This is a genomic window from Streptococcus australis ATCC 700641, from assembly GCF_000186465.1.
Lineage (GTDB): Bacteria > Bacillota > Bacilli > Lactobacillales > Streptococcaceae > Streptococcus > Streptococcus australis.
This window is the reverse complement of record NZ_GL636091.1, coordinates 807,060-823,012: the sequence shown is the minus strand read 5'-3', so window position 1 is coordinate 823,012 and position 15,953 is coordinate 807,060. Positions and strand designations below refer to the sequence as shown.

10 protein-coding genes are annotated in these 15,953 nt (G+C 44.2%); 5 read left to right on the top strand and 5 right to left on the bottom strand.

Going from position 1 to position 15,953, the window contains the following annotated elements; translation table 11 throughout:
• The first annotated feature begins 6 nt into the window (after positions 1–6).
• From HMPREF9421_RS03805 to hutG, 5 genes are all read left to right on the top strand, one after another.
• Positions 7–1,680 (top strand): formate--tetrahydrofolate ligase, encoded by a 1,674-nt coding sequence (locus HMPREF9421_RS03805; RefSeq protein WP_006595665.1) that lies wholly within the window; start codon positions 7–9, stop codon positions 1,678–1,680.
• Between the two features lie 15 nt (positions 1,681–1,695).
• The gene (locus tag HMPREF9421_RS03800; protein ID WP_006595664.1) at positions 1,696–2,274 is read left to right on the top strand and encodes a HutD/Ves family protein; all 579 of its coding nucleotides are present in this window, start codon (positions 1,696–1,698) and stop codon (positions 2,272–2,274) included.
• A 21-nt stretch (positions 2,275–2,295) separates the two neighbouring features.
• Positions 2,296–3,639 (top strand): APC family permease, encoded by a 1,344-nt coding sequence (locus HMPREF9421_RS03795; RefSeq protein WP_006595663.1) that lies wholly within the window; start codon positions 2,296–2,298, stop codon positions 3,637–3,639.
• Between the two features lie 216 nt (positions 3,640–3,855).
• Entirely contained in the window at positions 3,856–5,397 is a 1,542-nt protein-coding gene (hutH, locus tag HMPREF9421_RS03790; RefSeq protein WP_006595662.1) for a histidine ammonia-lyase, read from the top strand.
• An 87-nt stretch (positions 5,398–5,484) separates the two neighbouring features.
• Entirely contained in the window at positions 5,485–6,471 is a 987-nt protein-coding gene (gene hutG / locus HMPREF9421_RS03785; protein ID WP_040802970.1) for a formimidoylglutamase, read from the top strand.
• 101 nt (positions 6,472–6,572) lie between these two features.
• Here the strand turns inward: hutG and HMPREF9421_RS03780 are convergent, their stop codons facing one another.
• The 5 genes from HMPREF9421_RS03780 to HMPREF9421_RS03760 form a co-directional block, all read right to left on the bottom strand.
• Positions 6,573–9,509, bottom strand: a complete 2,937-nt coding sequence (locus HMPREF9421_RS03780; RefSeq protein WP_006597155.1) for an ATP-binding protein — start codon at positions 9,507–9,509, stop codon at positions 6,573–6,575.
• Positions 9,510–9,641: 132 nt separating this feature from the next.
• The gene (metF, locus tag HMPREF9421_RS03775) at positions 9,642–10,517 is read right to left on the bottom strand and encodes a methylenetetrahydrofolate reductase [NAD(P)H] (RefSeq protein WP_006595659.1); all 876 of its coding nucleotides are present in this window, start codon (positions 10,515–10,517) and stop codon (positions 9,642–9,644) included.
• A gap of 71 nt (positions 10,518–10,588) precedes the next feature.
• Positions 10,589–12,838 carry a 5-methyltetrahydropteroyltriglutamate--homocysteine S-methyltransferase gene (gene metE / locus HMPREF9421_RS03770; RefSeq protein WP_006595658.1) on the bottom strand — a complete coding sequence of 750 codons (2,250 nt, stop codon included), beginning with the start codon at positions 12,836–12,838 and terminating at the stop codon, positions 10,589–10,591.
• A gap of 266 nt (positions 12,839–13,104) precedes the next feature.
• The gene (locus HMPREF9421_RS03765) at positions 13,105–14,718 is read right to left on the bottom strand and encodes a glycoside hydrolase family 13 protein (protein WP_006595657.1); all 1,614 of its coding nucleotides are present in this window, start codon (positions 14,716–14,718) and stop codon (positions 13,105–13,107) included.
• Between the two features lie 140 nt (positions 14,719–14,858).
• Entirely contained in the window at positions 14,859–15,884 is a 1,026-nt protein-coding gene (locus HMPREF9421_RS03760) for an acyltransferase family protein (protein ID WP_006595656.1), read from the bottom strand.
• Positions 15,885–15,953: the final 69 nt, after the last annotated feature.

The following is a 15,953-nucleotide window of genomic DNA, read 5'->3' as shown; positions in this document are numbered from 1 at the left end:
GATTCTATGGTTTTATCGGATATTGAAATTGCCAATTCTGTCCAAATGAAGCCCATCACCGATATCGCTGCTGAACTTGGATTGACCGAAGAGGATATTTCACTCTACGGAAAGTACAAGGCAAAAATTGATAGCAACCAACTGGAACAACTCAAGGATAAGGAAGATGGAAAGCTGATCCTCGTGACAGCCATCTCCCCAACACCTGCTGGAGAAGGAAAGACAACCACCTCTGTTGGCTTGGTCGATGCTCTTTCAGCTATTGGTGAAAAAGCCGTCATTGCCCTGCGCGAACCTTCTCTTGGCCCTGTCTTTGGGATCAAGGGGGGAGCTGCCGGTGGCGGGTACGCTCAAGTGGTTCCAATGGAAGATATCAACCTTCACTTTACCGGAGACTTCCATGCCATTGGGATTGCCAACAACCTCCTTGCAGCCTTGATTGACAACCATATCCATCACGGCAATGAGTTGGGCATCGATTCTCGTCGCATTACCTGGAAACGGGTGGTCGATATGAACGACCGTCAGCTCCGTCATATTGTCGATGGCCTTCAAGGAAAAACAAACGGGGTTCCTCGTGAAGATGGCTTTGACATCACCGTGGCTTCTGAAATCATGGCCATTCTCTGTCTCTCAGAAAATATCCTTGATCTCAAAGAACGTCTTGATCGCATCATTATCGGGTACAACTACCAAGGACAACCGGTCACAGCCAAAGACCTCAAGGCTGGAGGGGCCATGGCAGCTGTCCTCAAAGATGCCATTCATCCGAACTTGGTGCAAACCTTAGAGCATACTCCTGCCATCATCCACGGCGGACCATTTGCCAATATCGCCCACGGCTGTAACAGTGTGCTGGCTACTAAACTAGCCCTCAAATATGCAGACTATGTTGTGACAGAAGCTGGCTTCGGAGCAGACCTCGGTGCTGAAAAATTCATCGATATCAAGTGCCGTATGGCTGGACTCAAACCTGCTGCCGTTGTCCTCGTCGCAACCATCCGTGCCCTCAAGATGCATGGTGGGGTTGCCAAGGCAGACTTGGCTACTGAAAATGTCCAAGCCGTTATCGATGGTCTACCAAACCTAGACAAACACTTGGCCAACATTCAAGAAGTCTATGGTCTACCAGTGGTCGTTGCCATTAACAAATTCCCACTGGATACAGAGGCAGAGCTAGAAGCTGTCTATGAATCTTGTAAGAAACGCCATGTAGATGTGGTCATTTCAGATGTCTGGGCACATGGTGGAGCTGGTGGTCGTGACTTGGCTGAAAAAGTCATTCAACTGGCTCAAGAAGAAAACCACTTCTCTTATGTCTATGACGAAGAAGACAGCATTGAAACAAAATTGACCAAGATCGTCACAAAAGTCTATGGTGGTAAAGGCATCAGCTTAACACCAGCGGCCAAACGCGAACTGAAAGAATTGGAAGCTCTGGGCTTCTCAAACTACCCAATCTGTATGGCCAAAACCCAATATTCCTTCTCAGACGATGCGAAGAAGATGGGAGCACCAAAAGATTTCACAGTTAAAATCAGTAACCTTAAGGTGGCTGCCGGAGCTGGCTTCATCGTAGCTCTCACTGGTACCATTATGACCATGCCTGGCCTACCTAAAGTTCCTGCCAGTGAAAAGATTGATATCGATGCCCACGGCAATATCACTGGTCTCTTTTAAGAAAGAGGACGTCCTATGGTGACTATCCTTCATCTTACCCCCGCAGATTATCAAACTTCTACTTGGTCTGGTGGCCAAACCACCCAACTCTTTCTCTCCCCAGAGGGAGGAAGCTATCCAGATCGGACCTTTGACTTCCGCCTCTCTACTGCAACGGTAGAGGTTGAAAAAAGTAACTTTACCGATCTCACGGGCTACCACCGAATCTTGATGCCCTTGAATGCCTCCATTAGGCTCACCCATCACCATAAAGAAGTGGTTTTGAACCCCTTTCAAAGCTACTTCTTTGATGGGGGAGATCCTGTATCTAGCCAAGGGACTTGTCAAGACTTTAATTTGATTTACAAACCTTCTTATCAGGGGCATATGAGTGCTATATCCCCAAAAGAGAGTGTCAAAAGTCAGAGTCGCTATCAATTGATCTACGCTCTCTGTCCACTAACACTCGAATGGGGAAACAATCATTCTCGAACTCTCCAAACTCACGAGCTCCTGTATATCGAACAAGCATCTCCTCTTCAAGAGATGACAATCACGTTTTTACCCCATCAGTCTGGGGAGCAACCGATTGCTATCTGGACTGGACTACAATAATGTTCACAAAGGAGAAACATTATGAACGGAGCACATAAACAGTCGATTGAGGAACAAGAAAAAGCGAAATTCAGCTTTAGCGGTGCCACTCTTTACGGTATCAACGCCGTAATCGGATCTGGTATCTTCCTCCTTCCTCAAAAAATTTATTCTGGCCTCGGACCAGCTTCTCTAGCTGTCATGTTCGGGGTTGCCATTCTCGTCATGCTACTATCAGCCTGTCTGGCTGAAACGGCTGGCTACTTCGACAAAAACGGTGGAGCCATGCAATACTCAAAAGCCGCTTTCGGAGACTTCGTTGGCTTTAACGTTGGGATTCTCGGTTGGGCCGTTACTGTTATCGCTTGGGCTGCCATGTTAGCCGGATTTGCTAAGATCTTCATCATCACCTTCCCAGCATTTGAAGGCTACAACCTACCGATTAGTATCGGTATGCTGATTCTCTTGAGTCTGATGAACATTGCCGGTCTGAAAACCTCTAAGATGTTTACTCTGACAGCTACTGTTGCAAAATTAATTCCGATTGTCCTCTTCTCACTCTTTGCCATCTTCTTCATTCCCGGTGGCGTGAGCAAGGGCAACTTCACACCTTTCCTTCAATTGGAAAGTGGAACAAACCTCTTCAGTTCTATTTCTAGTACAGCCGTCTACATCTTCTACGGTTTCATCGGATTTGAAACCATGTCTATCGTTGCAGGGGAAATGCGCAACCCTGAAAAGAACGTTCCCCGCGCTATTCTAGGTTCTATCAGTATTGTATCTGTTCTCTACATGTTGATCATCGCAGGAACAATCGCCATGCTTGGTGGTCGCATTATGCAAACTGGTGCACCTGTTCAAGACGCATTTGTCGAAATGATTGGCCCTATCGGAGCTCCACTCGTTTCTTACGGAGCCCTCATTTCAATCGCCGGTCTAAACATCGGTGAATCCATCATGGTCCCTCGTTTTGGTGCCGCATTAGCAACTGAAAAACTCTTGCCAGAAGGGCTTGGAAAAACAAACTCTAAGAATGCCCCTGTCATTGCCATTATCATTTCTGGTATCTTCGCCTTCTTACTCTTGTTATCTGGCTCTTTCGAAACATTAGCAACCTTCAGTGTTGTCTTCCGTTTCTTCCAATACATTCCAACTGCTTTGGCAGCCATCAAACTCAGAAAAATGTACCCAGACAAAAAGGTTACCTTCCGAGTACCATTTGGTCCTGTTATCCCAGTTCTAGCTGTTGTGATCAGTATCTTGATGATTGCAGGGGACAACCTGATGAACTTTGTTTGGGGTGCCATCGGTCTCGTGATCGCAAGTGGACTCTACTTTGTTTTCCACGGCGATAAACTACATAAATCTAAAGCCCTTCCTCACTAATTTTCTTTACACACTAGATGGGAACAGAGACGGGAGTGAAGCTCGGTTTTGCTCCCTAACCCATCTAGGACTCCACGAATGTCAAACCTGAGCCCTTTTCTCTATGACTCCTTTCAATTTTTTTAGATCAATAGACAATGGGCCCATGTTTGGTATTCAAACCGAAGTAAACAACACTACTTCCACAGAACAACTATTCATAATCGGAGGTTTTATATGACTCAATTGATTCATTTAGATGGTAATAGCTTAACACTCGAAGAAGTCATCGCTGTCGCTCGGCACGGTGCCCAATGTGAGCTTGATGAACAAGCCAAAGAAGCCGTTATCGCATCCCGTAAAATCGTTGATGACATTGTCCGGGAAAAACGAGTCGTCTATGGTGTAACCACTGGCTTTGGTTCCCTCTGTAATGTCAGCATCTCTCCAGAAGATACTGTTCAACTGCAAGAAAACCTGATCCGAACTCACTCATCTGGCTTCGGTGATCCACTTCCTGAAGACGCCGTTCGTGCCATCATGCTGATCCGTATCAACTCACTCTTGAAAGGTTATTCTGGCATTCGTCTATCAACTGTTGAAAAACTATTAGAATTGCTTAACAAAGGAGTGACTCCTTATATTCCAGAAAAAGGATCTCTCGGAGCTTCTGGAGACCTTGCTCCTCTTTCTCATATGGTTCTCCCGATGTTGGGACTTGGACATGCCTACTACAAAGGTCAGCTCTTGAGCGGTCAAGAAGCTCTCGATCAAGCTGGTATTGAAAAGATCCAATTGGCTGCTAAAGAAGGCCTTGCCTTGATCAATGGTACAACAGTTCTAACAGGTATCGGAGCTCTTGCAACTTACGACGGTATTCAATTGCTTAAACTATCTGATATTGCAGGTGCTCTCTCAATGGAAGTTCACAATGGTATTACCAGTCCATTTGAAGAAGACCTTCATACCATCCGCCCACAAAGTGGACAATTGGCAACCGCTCGCAACATCCGAAACCTTCTTGAAGGAAGCAAAAATACCACTGTTGCGACTCAACAACGAGTACAAGATCCTTATACACTCCGTTGTATCCCTCAAATCCACGGAGCCAGCAAGGATTCTATTGCTTATGTGAAAACAAAAGTTGAAATCGAAATCAACTCTGTGACGGATAACCCAATCATCACCAAGGAAGGTCACGTCATTTCAGGAGGTAACTTCCACGGTGAGCCAATGGCACAACCATTTGACTTTTTGGGTATTGCCCTTTCTGAAATCGGAAACGTATCTGAACGTCGAGTGGAACGCTTGGTCAACAGTCAACTCAGCAAATTGCCATCCTTCTTGGTCAAACACCCTGGGCTCAACTCTGGCTTCATGATTACGCAGTATGCTTGTGCATCCCTTGCATCTGAAAACAAAATCTTGTCTCACCCAGCTAGCGTAGACTCTATCCCATCTTGTGAAAACCAAGAAGACTTCGTCAGCATGGGAACAACAGCAGCTCGTAAAGCGGCTGAAATTCTTAAGAATTCTCGTCGTATTGTTGCTACTGAAATCATGGCAGCTTGCCAAGCCTTGGATCTCAAACCAGAAAATCATGAACTTGGTAAGGGTACAAAACCAGCCTATGACATGATTCGCAACAAAGTTGCCTTCATTGAATTTGACAAGGACATCGAAATCTTTGAAGAACTTAATAAAGCATCTGCCGTTGTTGAAAGTGAAGAATTCTTAGCAACCATCGAAAAAGCAGTTGACTTAAGCATTCAATACTGATACAGTAAGGATACAGCAGAAAAAGGCTGAGAAAATTTCTCAGCCTTTCCCTTTCTAGCCAAATACAGACAAACGGAGGCATGTAACGTGCTTAGAGATTATTACCCAATGACTTACAGTTATTACCAAGGCAGTATTGAAGACAATCCTTATACAGCAAAATGGGGAATGCTGACGAAGTTTTTGGATTTAAACGATGAAAGCTTGACTCCTTTTGAAGAAGTCACCTTTGGAATCCTAGGTTTTAAAAGCGATAAAGGAGTATATATCAATAACGGTCGCGTCGGTGCTGTCGAAAGTCCTAATGCTATTCGAACCCAACTCGCTAAACTTCCTTGGCACTGGGGCACCAACGTCACAGTTTTTGATGTCGGAAATATCGATGGCCCCAATCGTTCTCTTGAAGATTTGCAAGAGAGCCTCTCTCTAACTGTCAAACGGATGTTGGAGCTAAATATTCAACCAATCGTCCTCGGTGGAGGGCATGAAACGGCTTATGGTCACTACCTGGGCCTCAAATCCTCCTTGCAACCAGATGAACAATTGGCTGTCATCAACCTAGATGCTCACTTTGACCTGCGTCCTTACGACCAAACCGGTCCCAACTCTGGAACAGGATTTCGCCAAATGGCAGACCACGCAAAAGAAGAGAGCAAAGATTTCCCATACTTGATCTTGGGTATTCAGGAACATAGCAACAACCTGTTCCTATTCAACTATGTGGCAAAAACACCAAGCATTGATTTCTTAACAGGACAGGATCTCTTCCGGATGAGCCACCAGGCCATTCTTGATCGGATTGATCAATTCTTAGAAAAACAGACAGCCGTCTACCTCTCTATTGATATGGACTGCTTTGCCGTTGGTTCTGCCCCTGGCGTCAGCGCCATCCAGTCACTTGGTGTGGATCCAAAACTAGCCCTGATGCTGCTCCAACACATTGCAGCTAGTGGCAAACTGATTGGATTTGATATTGTGGAAGTTTCCCCTCCTCATGATATTGACAACCACACCTCCAACCTTGCTGCAACCTTTATCTTTTACTTGACCCAAATCTTGTCTCAACAAAAATAAGATTCAAAATCTCTCTAACATACAAAAGGCTTAGCAACTTCCAGCACTTGGGTATTGCTAAGCCTTTTGTATTCTTCCTTCATGACACTCGATGAGCTACACTAGAGATCTTTTAATCTCTTGAGGAAGGGACGATCTCTATATGGAGTCAGGTGTTGCTCTGCCAGTTTCTTGTAGTAATTCTTATCTTCTTTCAAGAAAGCGCTCAAAGCAGGAACCAGTTGCTCTCCTTGCTCCTTCTGGGCCGCTAGGAAGGCCAAGAGATAATACACCATCCCCTTGTCTCGTGCATTTGTCGTTTGCTTCATGGCTCCTTCTTTACGAGCCAGGTAAGTTGCCACCTTCTCTTGCGCTCCGAAATGACAGGCAATTAAGGATTGATAAAATCCGAGCAATTCTTCCTTCCAAGGGAAGCGAACGCTGGACAAAACCTTTTGAGCCCTATCAAAATAGAGGCGGGCTTTGACCAAATCTCCCTTCCAATAGTAAGCAATCCCAAGATCAATTTCAAACACCACTCGGACTGAGTCAACAGATTGATCCCCCACCAAGCGTAGGACCTCTTCCAAGTGGGTGACAGCTACTTGAAAATGCCCTCTCACTTGCTCTATTTCAGCGAGGTAGGCTAAAGATGCTGCAATTTGAATGGCATACTTGGCCTGCATGCTATTGGTCAGACTAAAGCAATCAATGGAGCGATAGAGGTGGCGGGTCGCCTGCTCCTCATCCCCCACCATCAAATGATACAAGCCCTTCAAGCGCAACTGAATCGCAATCGCTTCATGGTTGTTGGCCTGAATCGCATCTTCTAAAGCCAAATCTGTGTAATAGGCCATTTCAGAAATATTTTCTGTTTGAATGCAATAATAAATGATTTGCCGGTAACCTTCTAAAAGAAAGTCGAGCCGTTTGAGTTCCCGCGCATAGGAGATGACCTTTTGAATATCATGAATCCCCTTTTGGTACTCACCACTTCGAATAAAGTAGCGCCCCTCTAGATACAAGTAGCGCAGTTGCAAATACTTGTAGTCTCTATCTTTTTGATGTCGTGAAAAAAGCTGATCCAGTTCTCGACGAAGACGAGAGAGTTCCCCAAAAATATCCAAATGGCTATTTTCACCATCTGATACTACTCCCTCTTCTCCCTTGGAGTATATTGGGAATAGTTCATGTTCTAGCTGGAGGATTTCTTCTAAGTAGGTCAGCTCAAAGGATAGGGAACGCAAGAGATTCTGGGACTGCTTGTATTGGTAAGCTATTTCCTTATAGAAAAGCAGGTCTGTCGAATCTTCTAAGGTTTCTTCCAGTTTTTGCGCGATTTGTTGGTGGAAGAGGCGCCGTCTGGCTGGCGACAGGAGTTGGTAGAAGTACATAGCTTCCAATTGCCTGCAAAATTGGACCAAGAGATCCTCCCCTTCCTCCACTATTGAGATGATTCCTCTTTGAGCTAAAGGATCTAATAATGCTGTTAAAACAGGAAAATCTGTAGCTGTCAAATCGGCCAAGATAGACATAGATATCGGCTTATGAAAACAAGACAAATAATGAAGAAGAGACTCCTCTTCACTATTCAGGTCACCTAGTTCTTGAGAAAGATAAGCTTGAATGATATCAGGCAAGGGCTCTAAACTTTCCTTCTCTTTCCACTCTTCTATATAGCTGGACAGCAAGAAGGGACTACCTTCACTCCACTCCATCATTTGCTCGATCAGGGCTGGTTCTATCTGCCCCAGTTGCCCTTGCAAGAGTAATCGACTTTCCGTCGGATCAAAATTGGTCAACTCAAGCTGGGACAACCGTCTCTCTACTTTTAAGCTCCCAAAGAAGGTGACCAAGAATTCTGGCAAGGGCCCTTCTGCTGTAACAATCAGTTGCCATCTTTCCCCGCTACTTTTCTCCTCTAATTGCTTTACTTTATTGAATGAGGTCGCATCCATCCACTGGGCATTTTCAAGCAGAATCAAGAGAGGTTTTTCTTGGCTAAGTCTTTGAAGGTTCTTCCGGACAGCAGGGAGATCGTCCGCTTTTCCTAGAGGAGAGACTTCTAGCTCTTCACTCACTTTCTCTAGGCAAGCTTTGAGGTCATCCCAGATTCCTCCTTCTTCTTGGCGACTGCCGGCTTTGCCTTCCAGCTTGACAAAGCTAAAACTGCGATTGGACATCAAGACTAACTGCCGCAAGAGACGTTTCTTACCTGTTCCCGATTGCCCCATGACCAAGAGAGGACCGACCGCTTCCCCCTTCTCTACTAAGGAGAGGTATTCCTCCAGTTGGGACAGTTCGTGTTTGCGACCAAAGAAAGGGAGTTCTCGAACATTCACACGATTGCTCTGTTTATGGGTGCGTTTGGCTTCCAAAACAGAATGGTAGAGTTCTTCTATCGCTCGACTGGGACGAACATTCAGCTCACGATCCAGTAAATCGACCAACTTGTAATAGGTCTCAAAAAATTTCCCCAGCTGGTGATGAACTCTATAATACTGCATCAAGAGTTGGTAGTTCTTTTCTTCAAATTCATCTAGCTCTACTAAATGGTGGAGTAAGGACTCTATGCTAGGGTCCCCTAGCCCCTCTTTGTCAATTTTCTGGTAACAGCTTTCAATATAGAGTTGCTTATAAGCGCTCCGTTTGCGCGAAGCCCACTGGTCAAAGTCCTCATCATCCTTGACGTAGAAGCCTTCTAAAAAGTCTCCCTGATAAAGATGTAAATTGCTTATCGGATCCCTTTCAAAAAGCTGGACATCCAAAGAAAGATTCAGCTCAGGATTAAGGGCCAGGCTACTCCTACTTGGAGAGACGATGACATCTCCTTCAAAGATTTTATTGGCTTGGTAAACAGTATTGCGTAGATTTTTCCGAGCGACTTGGTTTTCCTTATCCCCCCAAAGAATACCCGCAATTTCATCACGGTTAACCTCACCCGATACAGCTAAGTAATAAAATAAAGCCTCCATCTTCGAGAAGGAAAAACGGATGTCTTTCTGTTGGAAAACAACCTTAGGGGGTCCAAATAACTTCAACGTGAGCTCTCTCTTCATTGCAAGCGCCTCCAAAATCTTCATATTAATACTATAAAAAAAAAGTTGACTTTTAGCAAGCGATTGGCCCAAGTAAAAAAGAGACTGAGAAAATTTTTTCTCAATCTCTACAATTCCTGCTTAGACTGTTGATTAAATCACTTCCAACTTTGGTTGGTGTTCAAATAAGGCTTTTGTTGCATGGTGGACATGATAGGCTACATCTTCATTGTTCATTGTGTAGAGATGGACACCGGCAACATCTTGTGTGACCAAATCAACGATTTGATCCACCGCATAGGCCAAACCAGCTGCACGAAGGGATTCTGGATCATGTTCATACTTATCCAGGATGGCCTTGAACTTCCGTGGGATATGAACATTTTCACAAGTCTTCAACAAGCGAAGGGCCTGGTTTCTGTTAAGAATTGGCATCACCCCTGCATGAATGGGCACATCAATTCCCGCCAAGATACACTTATCTTGAAAATCGTAGAATCGCTCATTGTCAAAGAAAAGCTGAGTCACTAGGCTCGAACATCCAGCATCCACTTTCTTTTTCAGATTTTGAATATCTGAAATTTGGTTTGGCGAATCGGGGTGACCTTCTGGGTAACAAGCACCGATCACATCAAAGTGAGGAGCTTCTGTTTTAATAAACTCAATCAAGTCCGTTGCATAACGAAAGTCTTTTAAAGGCTCAATACCAGGAATAATATCACCACGAAGGGCCAAGATCCGATGAACCCCTACTTGATCTAATTCATGAAGAGTATCTGCTACTTTTTCCTTGCTTAGATAGATGGCAGGTAAGTGGGCAATGGTCGGAATAGACAATTCATTCTGAATATGATTGGCTAAAGCAACCGTCGTCTCTTTGATATTGTATTTATTATTGCTAGCTGTCACACTGATAAAGTGAGGAGCTAATTCCTGCATATTTTCCAAGGCACGTAAGAGCTTGGCATTGCCTACTTCAGGATTCGGAGGGAAAACCTCAAAGGAGAGCGACGGTGTTTGCTTAGTCATCAAATGTATTCCTTTCTTGATTGAGCAATTCTTTTTTTGCTATCGAGCAAGCTTAGGAATTCCTACTTGCTTTATAGCGCTTTACGAGCAGCTTTTGCCGCTTCTACAAGACGGATCAAGCTTTCTTTTGTTTCTTTAATTCCACGTGTTTTCAAACCACAGTCAGGGTTGATCCAAACTTTTCTGCTTGGTACTTTGGCAAGGATAGCTTCGATGGTGTGATCGATTTCGCCTTCATTTGGCACACGAGGTGAGTGGATATCGTAAACCCCAGGTCCAACTTCTGTTTGGAAGTTTTTCGCTTTGAGTTCATCCAAGATTTCAAGGTTTGAACGGCTAGCTTCAAAGGAAATAACGTCCGCATCCATGTTGTCGATAGCTGGGATGATATCTGTAAATTCTGAGTAACACATGTGCGTGTGGATTTGTGTGTCTGGTGCTACTGTTGAGTGTACCAAACGGAAGGCTGGAATAGCCCAGTCAAGGTAGTCTTCATACCAGTCACTACGACGGAGTGGCAATTTTTCACGAAGAGCAGCCTCGTCGATTTGGATAATCTTCACGCCTGCAGCTTCAAGGTCAAGAACTTCCTCCTTGATCGCAAGAGCGATTTGAAGTGTAGAATCCTTAATAGAGATGTCTTCACGTGGGAATGACCAGTTAAGGATGGTAACAGGTCCAGTCAACATCCCTTTAACAGGTTTGTCCGTACGGCTTTGTGCGTAGCTAGACCATTTAACAGTGATTGGGTTGAGACGAGTCACATCACCCCAGATGATTGGTGGTTTCACCCCACGCATACCGTATGATTGTACCCAACCATTCTTAGAGAAGAGGTAACCTGACAAGTTTTGACCGAAGTACTCAACCATGTCATTACGCTCGAATTCACCGTGTACAAGCACGTCAAATCCAACTTCTTCTTGCCATTTGATCCATTCGTCGATGGTTTCAGCAAGGAAGGCATCGTATTCTTCTTGAGTCAATTCACCCTTACGGAAGGCCAAACGTTTCGCACGAACTTCTTTCGTTTGAGGGAATGAACCGATGGTTGTTGTTGGAAGAGCTGGAAGTTTGAAGGCGTCTTCTTGGATAGCTTCACGTTCAGCAAAGGCTGGCAAACGAGTGTAGTCTGCGTCAGTCAATCCAGCGATACGCGCACGAAGCTCCGCATTTGCTCCGACACGTTCCGTCGCAAAGAGTTCTTTGTTGGCTGCAAGAGCTGCTTCACCTTGGCCATTGCGGATAGCATCCAAGTCACGAAGTTCTTCCAATTTTTCAACTGCAAAGGCAAAGTGGTTCAAGATAGCTGGCTCAAAGTCTTCGTTAGCAGTTGTAAATGGCACATGAAGTAGTGAGCAAGAAGTTGTCAAAACAAGGTTTTCAGCTGGCACTTGTTTCAAGATTTCCAAGCTTGCTTCGTAGTTGTTGCGCCAGATATTCTTACCATTGACAATCCCTGCATAAAGAGTCTTGTCAGCTGGGAAGCCACCTTTAACGAGTTCAAGAGTCTTCTTACCTTCAACGAAGTCCAAACCAATCGCATCTACTGGCAAGTTCACAAGGTCATTGTAGACGTCACGAACGTCACCAAAGTAAGTTTGGATCAAGACTTCAAGACCTTTCTTATCAGCCAAGAGCTTGTTGTAGAGGTTCAAGAAGAGGGCTTTTTCTTCTGCTGTCAAGTCTTTGACAAGAGCAGCTTCGTCCAATTGGATACGAGTTGCACCAAGTTCAGCCAATTTAGCAAAAACGTCTTGGTAAGCAGCTACTAAGCTATCTACAAAGTCTTCTGCTTTTACGCCTTCTTCAAAGTCTGACAATTGAAGGAAAGTGAATGGACCAACCACAACCGGGCGAGTGTCAAGACCCAATTCTTTGGCTTCTTGGTACTCATCAAAAATCTTGTGACCAGCCAATTTAACTTCTGTTGTTTTTTCAAATTTTGGAACGATATAATGGTAGTTGGTGTTGAACCATTTCTTCATCGGAAGGGCACGAACATCCCCCTTTTCACCTTGGTAACCACGCGCCAAAGCGAAGTAGCGTTCAAGGTCAGACAAGTCCAAGTTTTGAACCGACTCAGGAACCACGTTGAAAAGGAAGGCTGCATCTAGGAAGTTGTCATAATGTGAAAAGTCATTTGATGGGATTTCAGTGATGCCTTTTTCTTTGACAATATTCCAGTGTTTCGCACGCAATTCTTTTGCTGCAGCCAACAAATCTTCTGCTGTAATTTCATTTCTAAAATATTTCTCAGTTGTAAATTTTAGTTCGCGGAATTCACCCAAACGAGGGAATCCGATAATTGTAGTTGACATGTTTTGTCCTCCAAAAATTCAAGTTGAGTCTATCTTATCAGAAGAAGCCCCTTCTGTATAATTGCTTTTCAATGGTTTATGGTATAGTCAGAAGCTATAACCTTATAGATCAAGGGTTTTCGCCCCTTGCCATTGACCAGAACTAATAGTCCTTATAAAAAATAACTATAGGGCTTCTACCAGACAGACTGAGCCCCTTCCCATTAGACAGTCCTCGCTCCCTCTAAAACAAAAAAAGAAGCTATCCGCTTCTTTTTTGTAGGAACTTATGCTCTAGTTAGTTGTACACAAAAAGCATCCCAAGGCTCCAACACCTTCTTCTCTTTGACCTGCTCTACATCTGTATTGCTAATAAGAACAGACTGGTAGTCTTCCTCCAGTTCAAACCTCTGGACTTGACTAGACAAATTGACAACGACCAAATAGCGCTGGTCATCCTCTACACGTTGGTAGGCAAAGACTTGATCTGCTGTATTAAGTAGCTCAAAGTCAGCAGAAACCAGCCAGTCTTGCTCCTTACGGAGGGCAACCAATTGTTGATAGGTATAAAAAATGGATGAGGGATCAGCCAAAGCTGCTTCTACATTAATTTCCTGATAGTTTGGATTGACTGCTAGCCAAGGGTGAGCAGTCGTAAAACCAGCCTGTGGCTGCTTGGACCACTGCATAGGAGTCCGAGCATTGTCCCGGCCAATATGCCGGATCTGGTCCATAATGGTGTCGAGGTCTACTCCCTTTTCTAGACTTTCCTTGGCATAGTTGACGGACTCAATATCCTCAATTTCGTCTATACTTTCAAATGGATAGTTGGTCATACCAATCTCTTCTCCCTGATAGATATAAGGGGTCCCTCTCATCAAATGAAGAAGAATGGCTAAAGCCTTAGAGGACTTCACCCGGTAGGATTGGTCATCTCCCCAGGCAGAGACAAGCCGAGGAAGGTCATGGTTGTTCCAAAAAAGGGAGTTCCAGCCCTCGTCCATGCCCAGTTCCATCTGCCACTTGTTGAATATTTCTTTCAACTTAGGAACATTGAGCTTCTTGGCATAGTGCCATTTTGGCTGGTCTTCTTGGAAGAGAAGGCCAATGTGTTCAAATTGAAAGACCATCGACAATTCCTCATTGTCAGGATCAGAGTATTGCTTGGCAATCTCAGGTGTCGCTCCCCAGGTCTCCCCAACCGTCAACAAATCCTTATCCCCAAAGGTCGCTCGATTCATTTCCTTCAGATAGGGATGGAGCATGGGACCATTGGCTACGATCTTCTGATCTGGAATCTTTCCAATCATATCGATGACATCCATCCGAAAACCACCGATCCCCTTGTCGATCCAAAAATTCATCATATCGTAAATCTTCTGCCGAAGGGTCTCATTTTCCCAATTCAGGTCCGGTTGCTTCTTGCTAAAGAAGTGCAAATAATACTGCTGGGAAGCTGGATCAAATTCCCAAGCTGAACCACTGAAGTTAGAGAGAAGATCATTGGGTTGGTCTCTCCAAATATAGTAGTCTCGCTCTGGACTGTTTGGATTTTCCTTGGCCTCGATAAACCAGGCATGCTCATCAGATGTATGGTTGACCACCAAATCCATGATCATCTTAATACCGCGCTTTTGCCCTTCGGCGATCAAGTTTTCCATATCCTCCATGGTCCCAAAGATAGAAGCAATCTCCTCGTAATTGGAAATATCATAGCCATTATCATCCATAGGACTTTGGTAAACAGGCGACAGCCAAATGGCTGTAATGCCTAACTTCTCCAAATAATCCAATTTACTGGTAATCCCCTTGAGGTCACCGATTCCATCCCCATTGCTATCTAAAAAGCTCTTGGGATAGATTTGATAAATCACAGCATCATGCCACCATTTTTTCTCCATGTGTTTCTCCTTTTTGATTTTGCTTGTAATCCCTTACATCATAACCAAAGTTGAAAGGAATTGCAACTCTTAGTTGTTTTATAAGTCTTCCTTAAGGTAAAAAAGGTAAAAAAAGAAAGTCTCTTTAGAGACCTCCCTTGTTAAAACTTCGATTCTTCCTTTCTTTTTTGCCTAAAGTGATAAGAAAGCATGGCCACTCCAAAGAGATGGCTTCCAAACAAGGCCACCACAAAAATCAGCTTGCCCCTATCTGGATAAGAGAGAGGGAGATTGCTAAAGCCATAGCGAGCCCATTCGATGAAGATTGGATGCGAAAAGTAAAGCGCCACACTCATCTGTTTCAAATACTGTAAATCATAGGTTTTTAGAAAGAACGATTTTAGGCAAGCATTGACCAAATAGACCGTGACAAAGGGAAGGAGCAAGAAAAAGTTCTTATCGATTCCTTCATGTTGAAAAATGATCACGCCTTCTATACAGAAAAGTCCAAAGGCAAGAGCTACTTTTTGCCAACGGTGAACCCTAAAATTTTGTGAATGAAAATGATCATACAGATAGTAACCCATAAAGATAAAAATGGGCGTGTAAAAGAGACCATTTCGAGCGGTGAAAAATAAATTGCTGTAGAGCTGGTAACCTTTGAGAAGACTCGTGGTGTCTAGATAAGCCGAATAGGTCTCGATCAAGCCCCAGCAGTATAGAAGAAAGGTGATCACCCCCGTCCAAACCATACCTAGGCGTTTGACCAATTGATTGACCAAAAACAGGCCCAGCAAAAAGGCCGGGATATACCAGAGTTGGTAGCACATTCCCAGATAGAGCAGAGCAATAAGAACGCCTGCTGGAAAGAGATAGACAGGGAGATGGAGACTAGAAAAGAAGATCCAGGCATAGGGAAGATAGACACAACTCCAAAATAAATAGGTTTTTACGATTTTGACCAGATAGGCCTTCATTTTCCTTGCATCCCTTAGTGATTGCTTGAGGAAAAAGCTAGCACAGACGATAAAAAATGGCACTGCTAGCCGTCCAAGGATGCTCTTGAGTCCAAAATGCAGCGGTTCATAGGATGTTAAGCGACCGCTATGCACCAAAATCACTGCAATCGCAAAGAGGTATTGAAAGAGACTAATACTAGAAGTATTGTAGAGGGAATTCTTTTGCATGTTCCTACTCCTTGCAAAATGCAGATTCTATGGTTATTTTAGCATGAAAGAGAGGACCAAGCAAGGAAT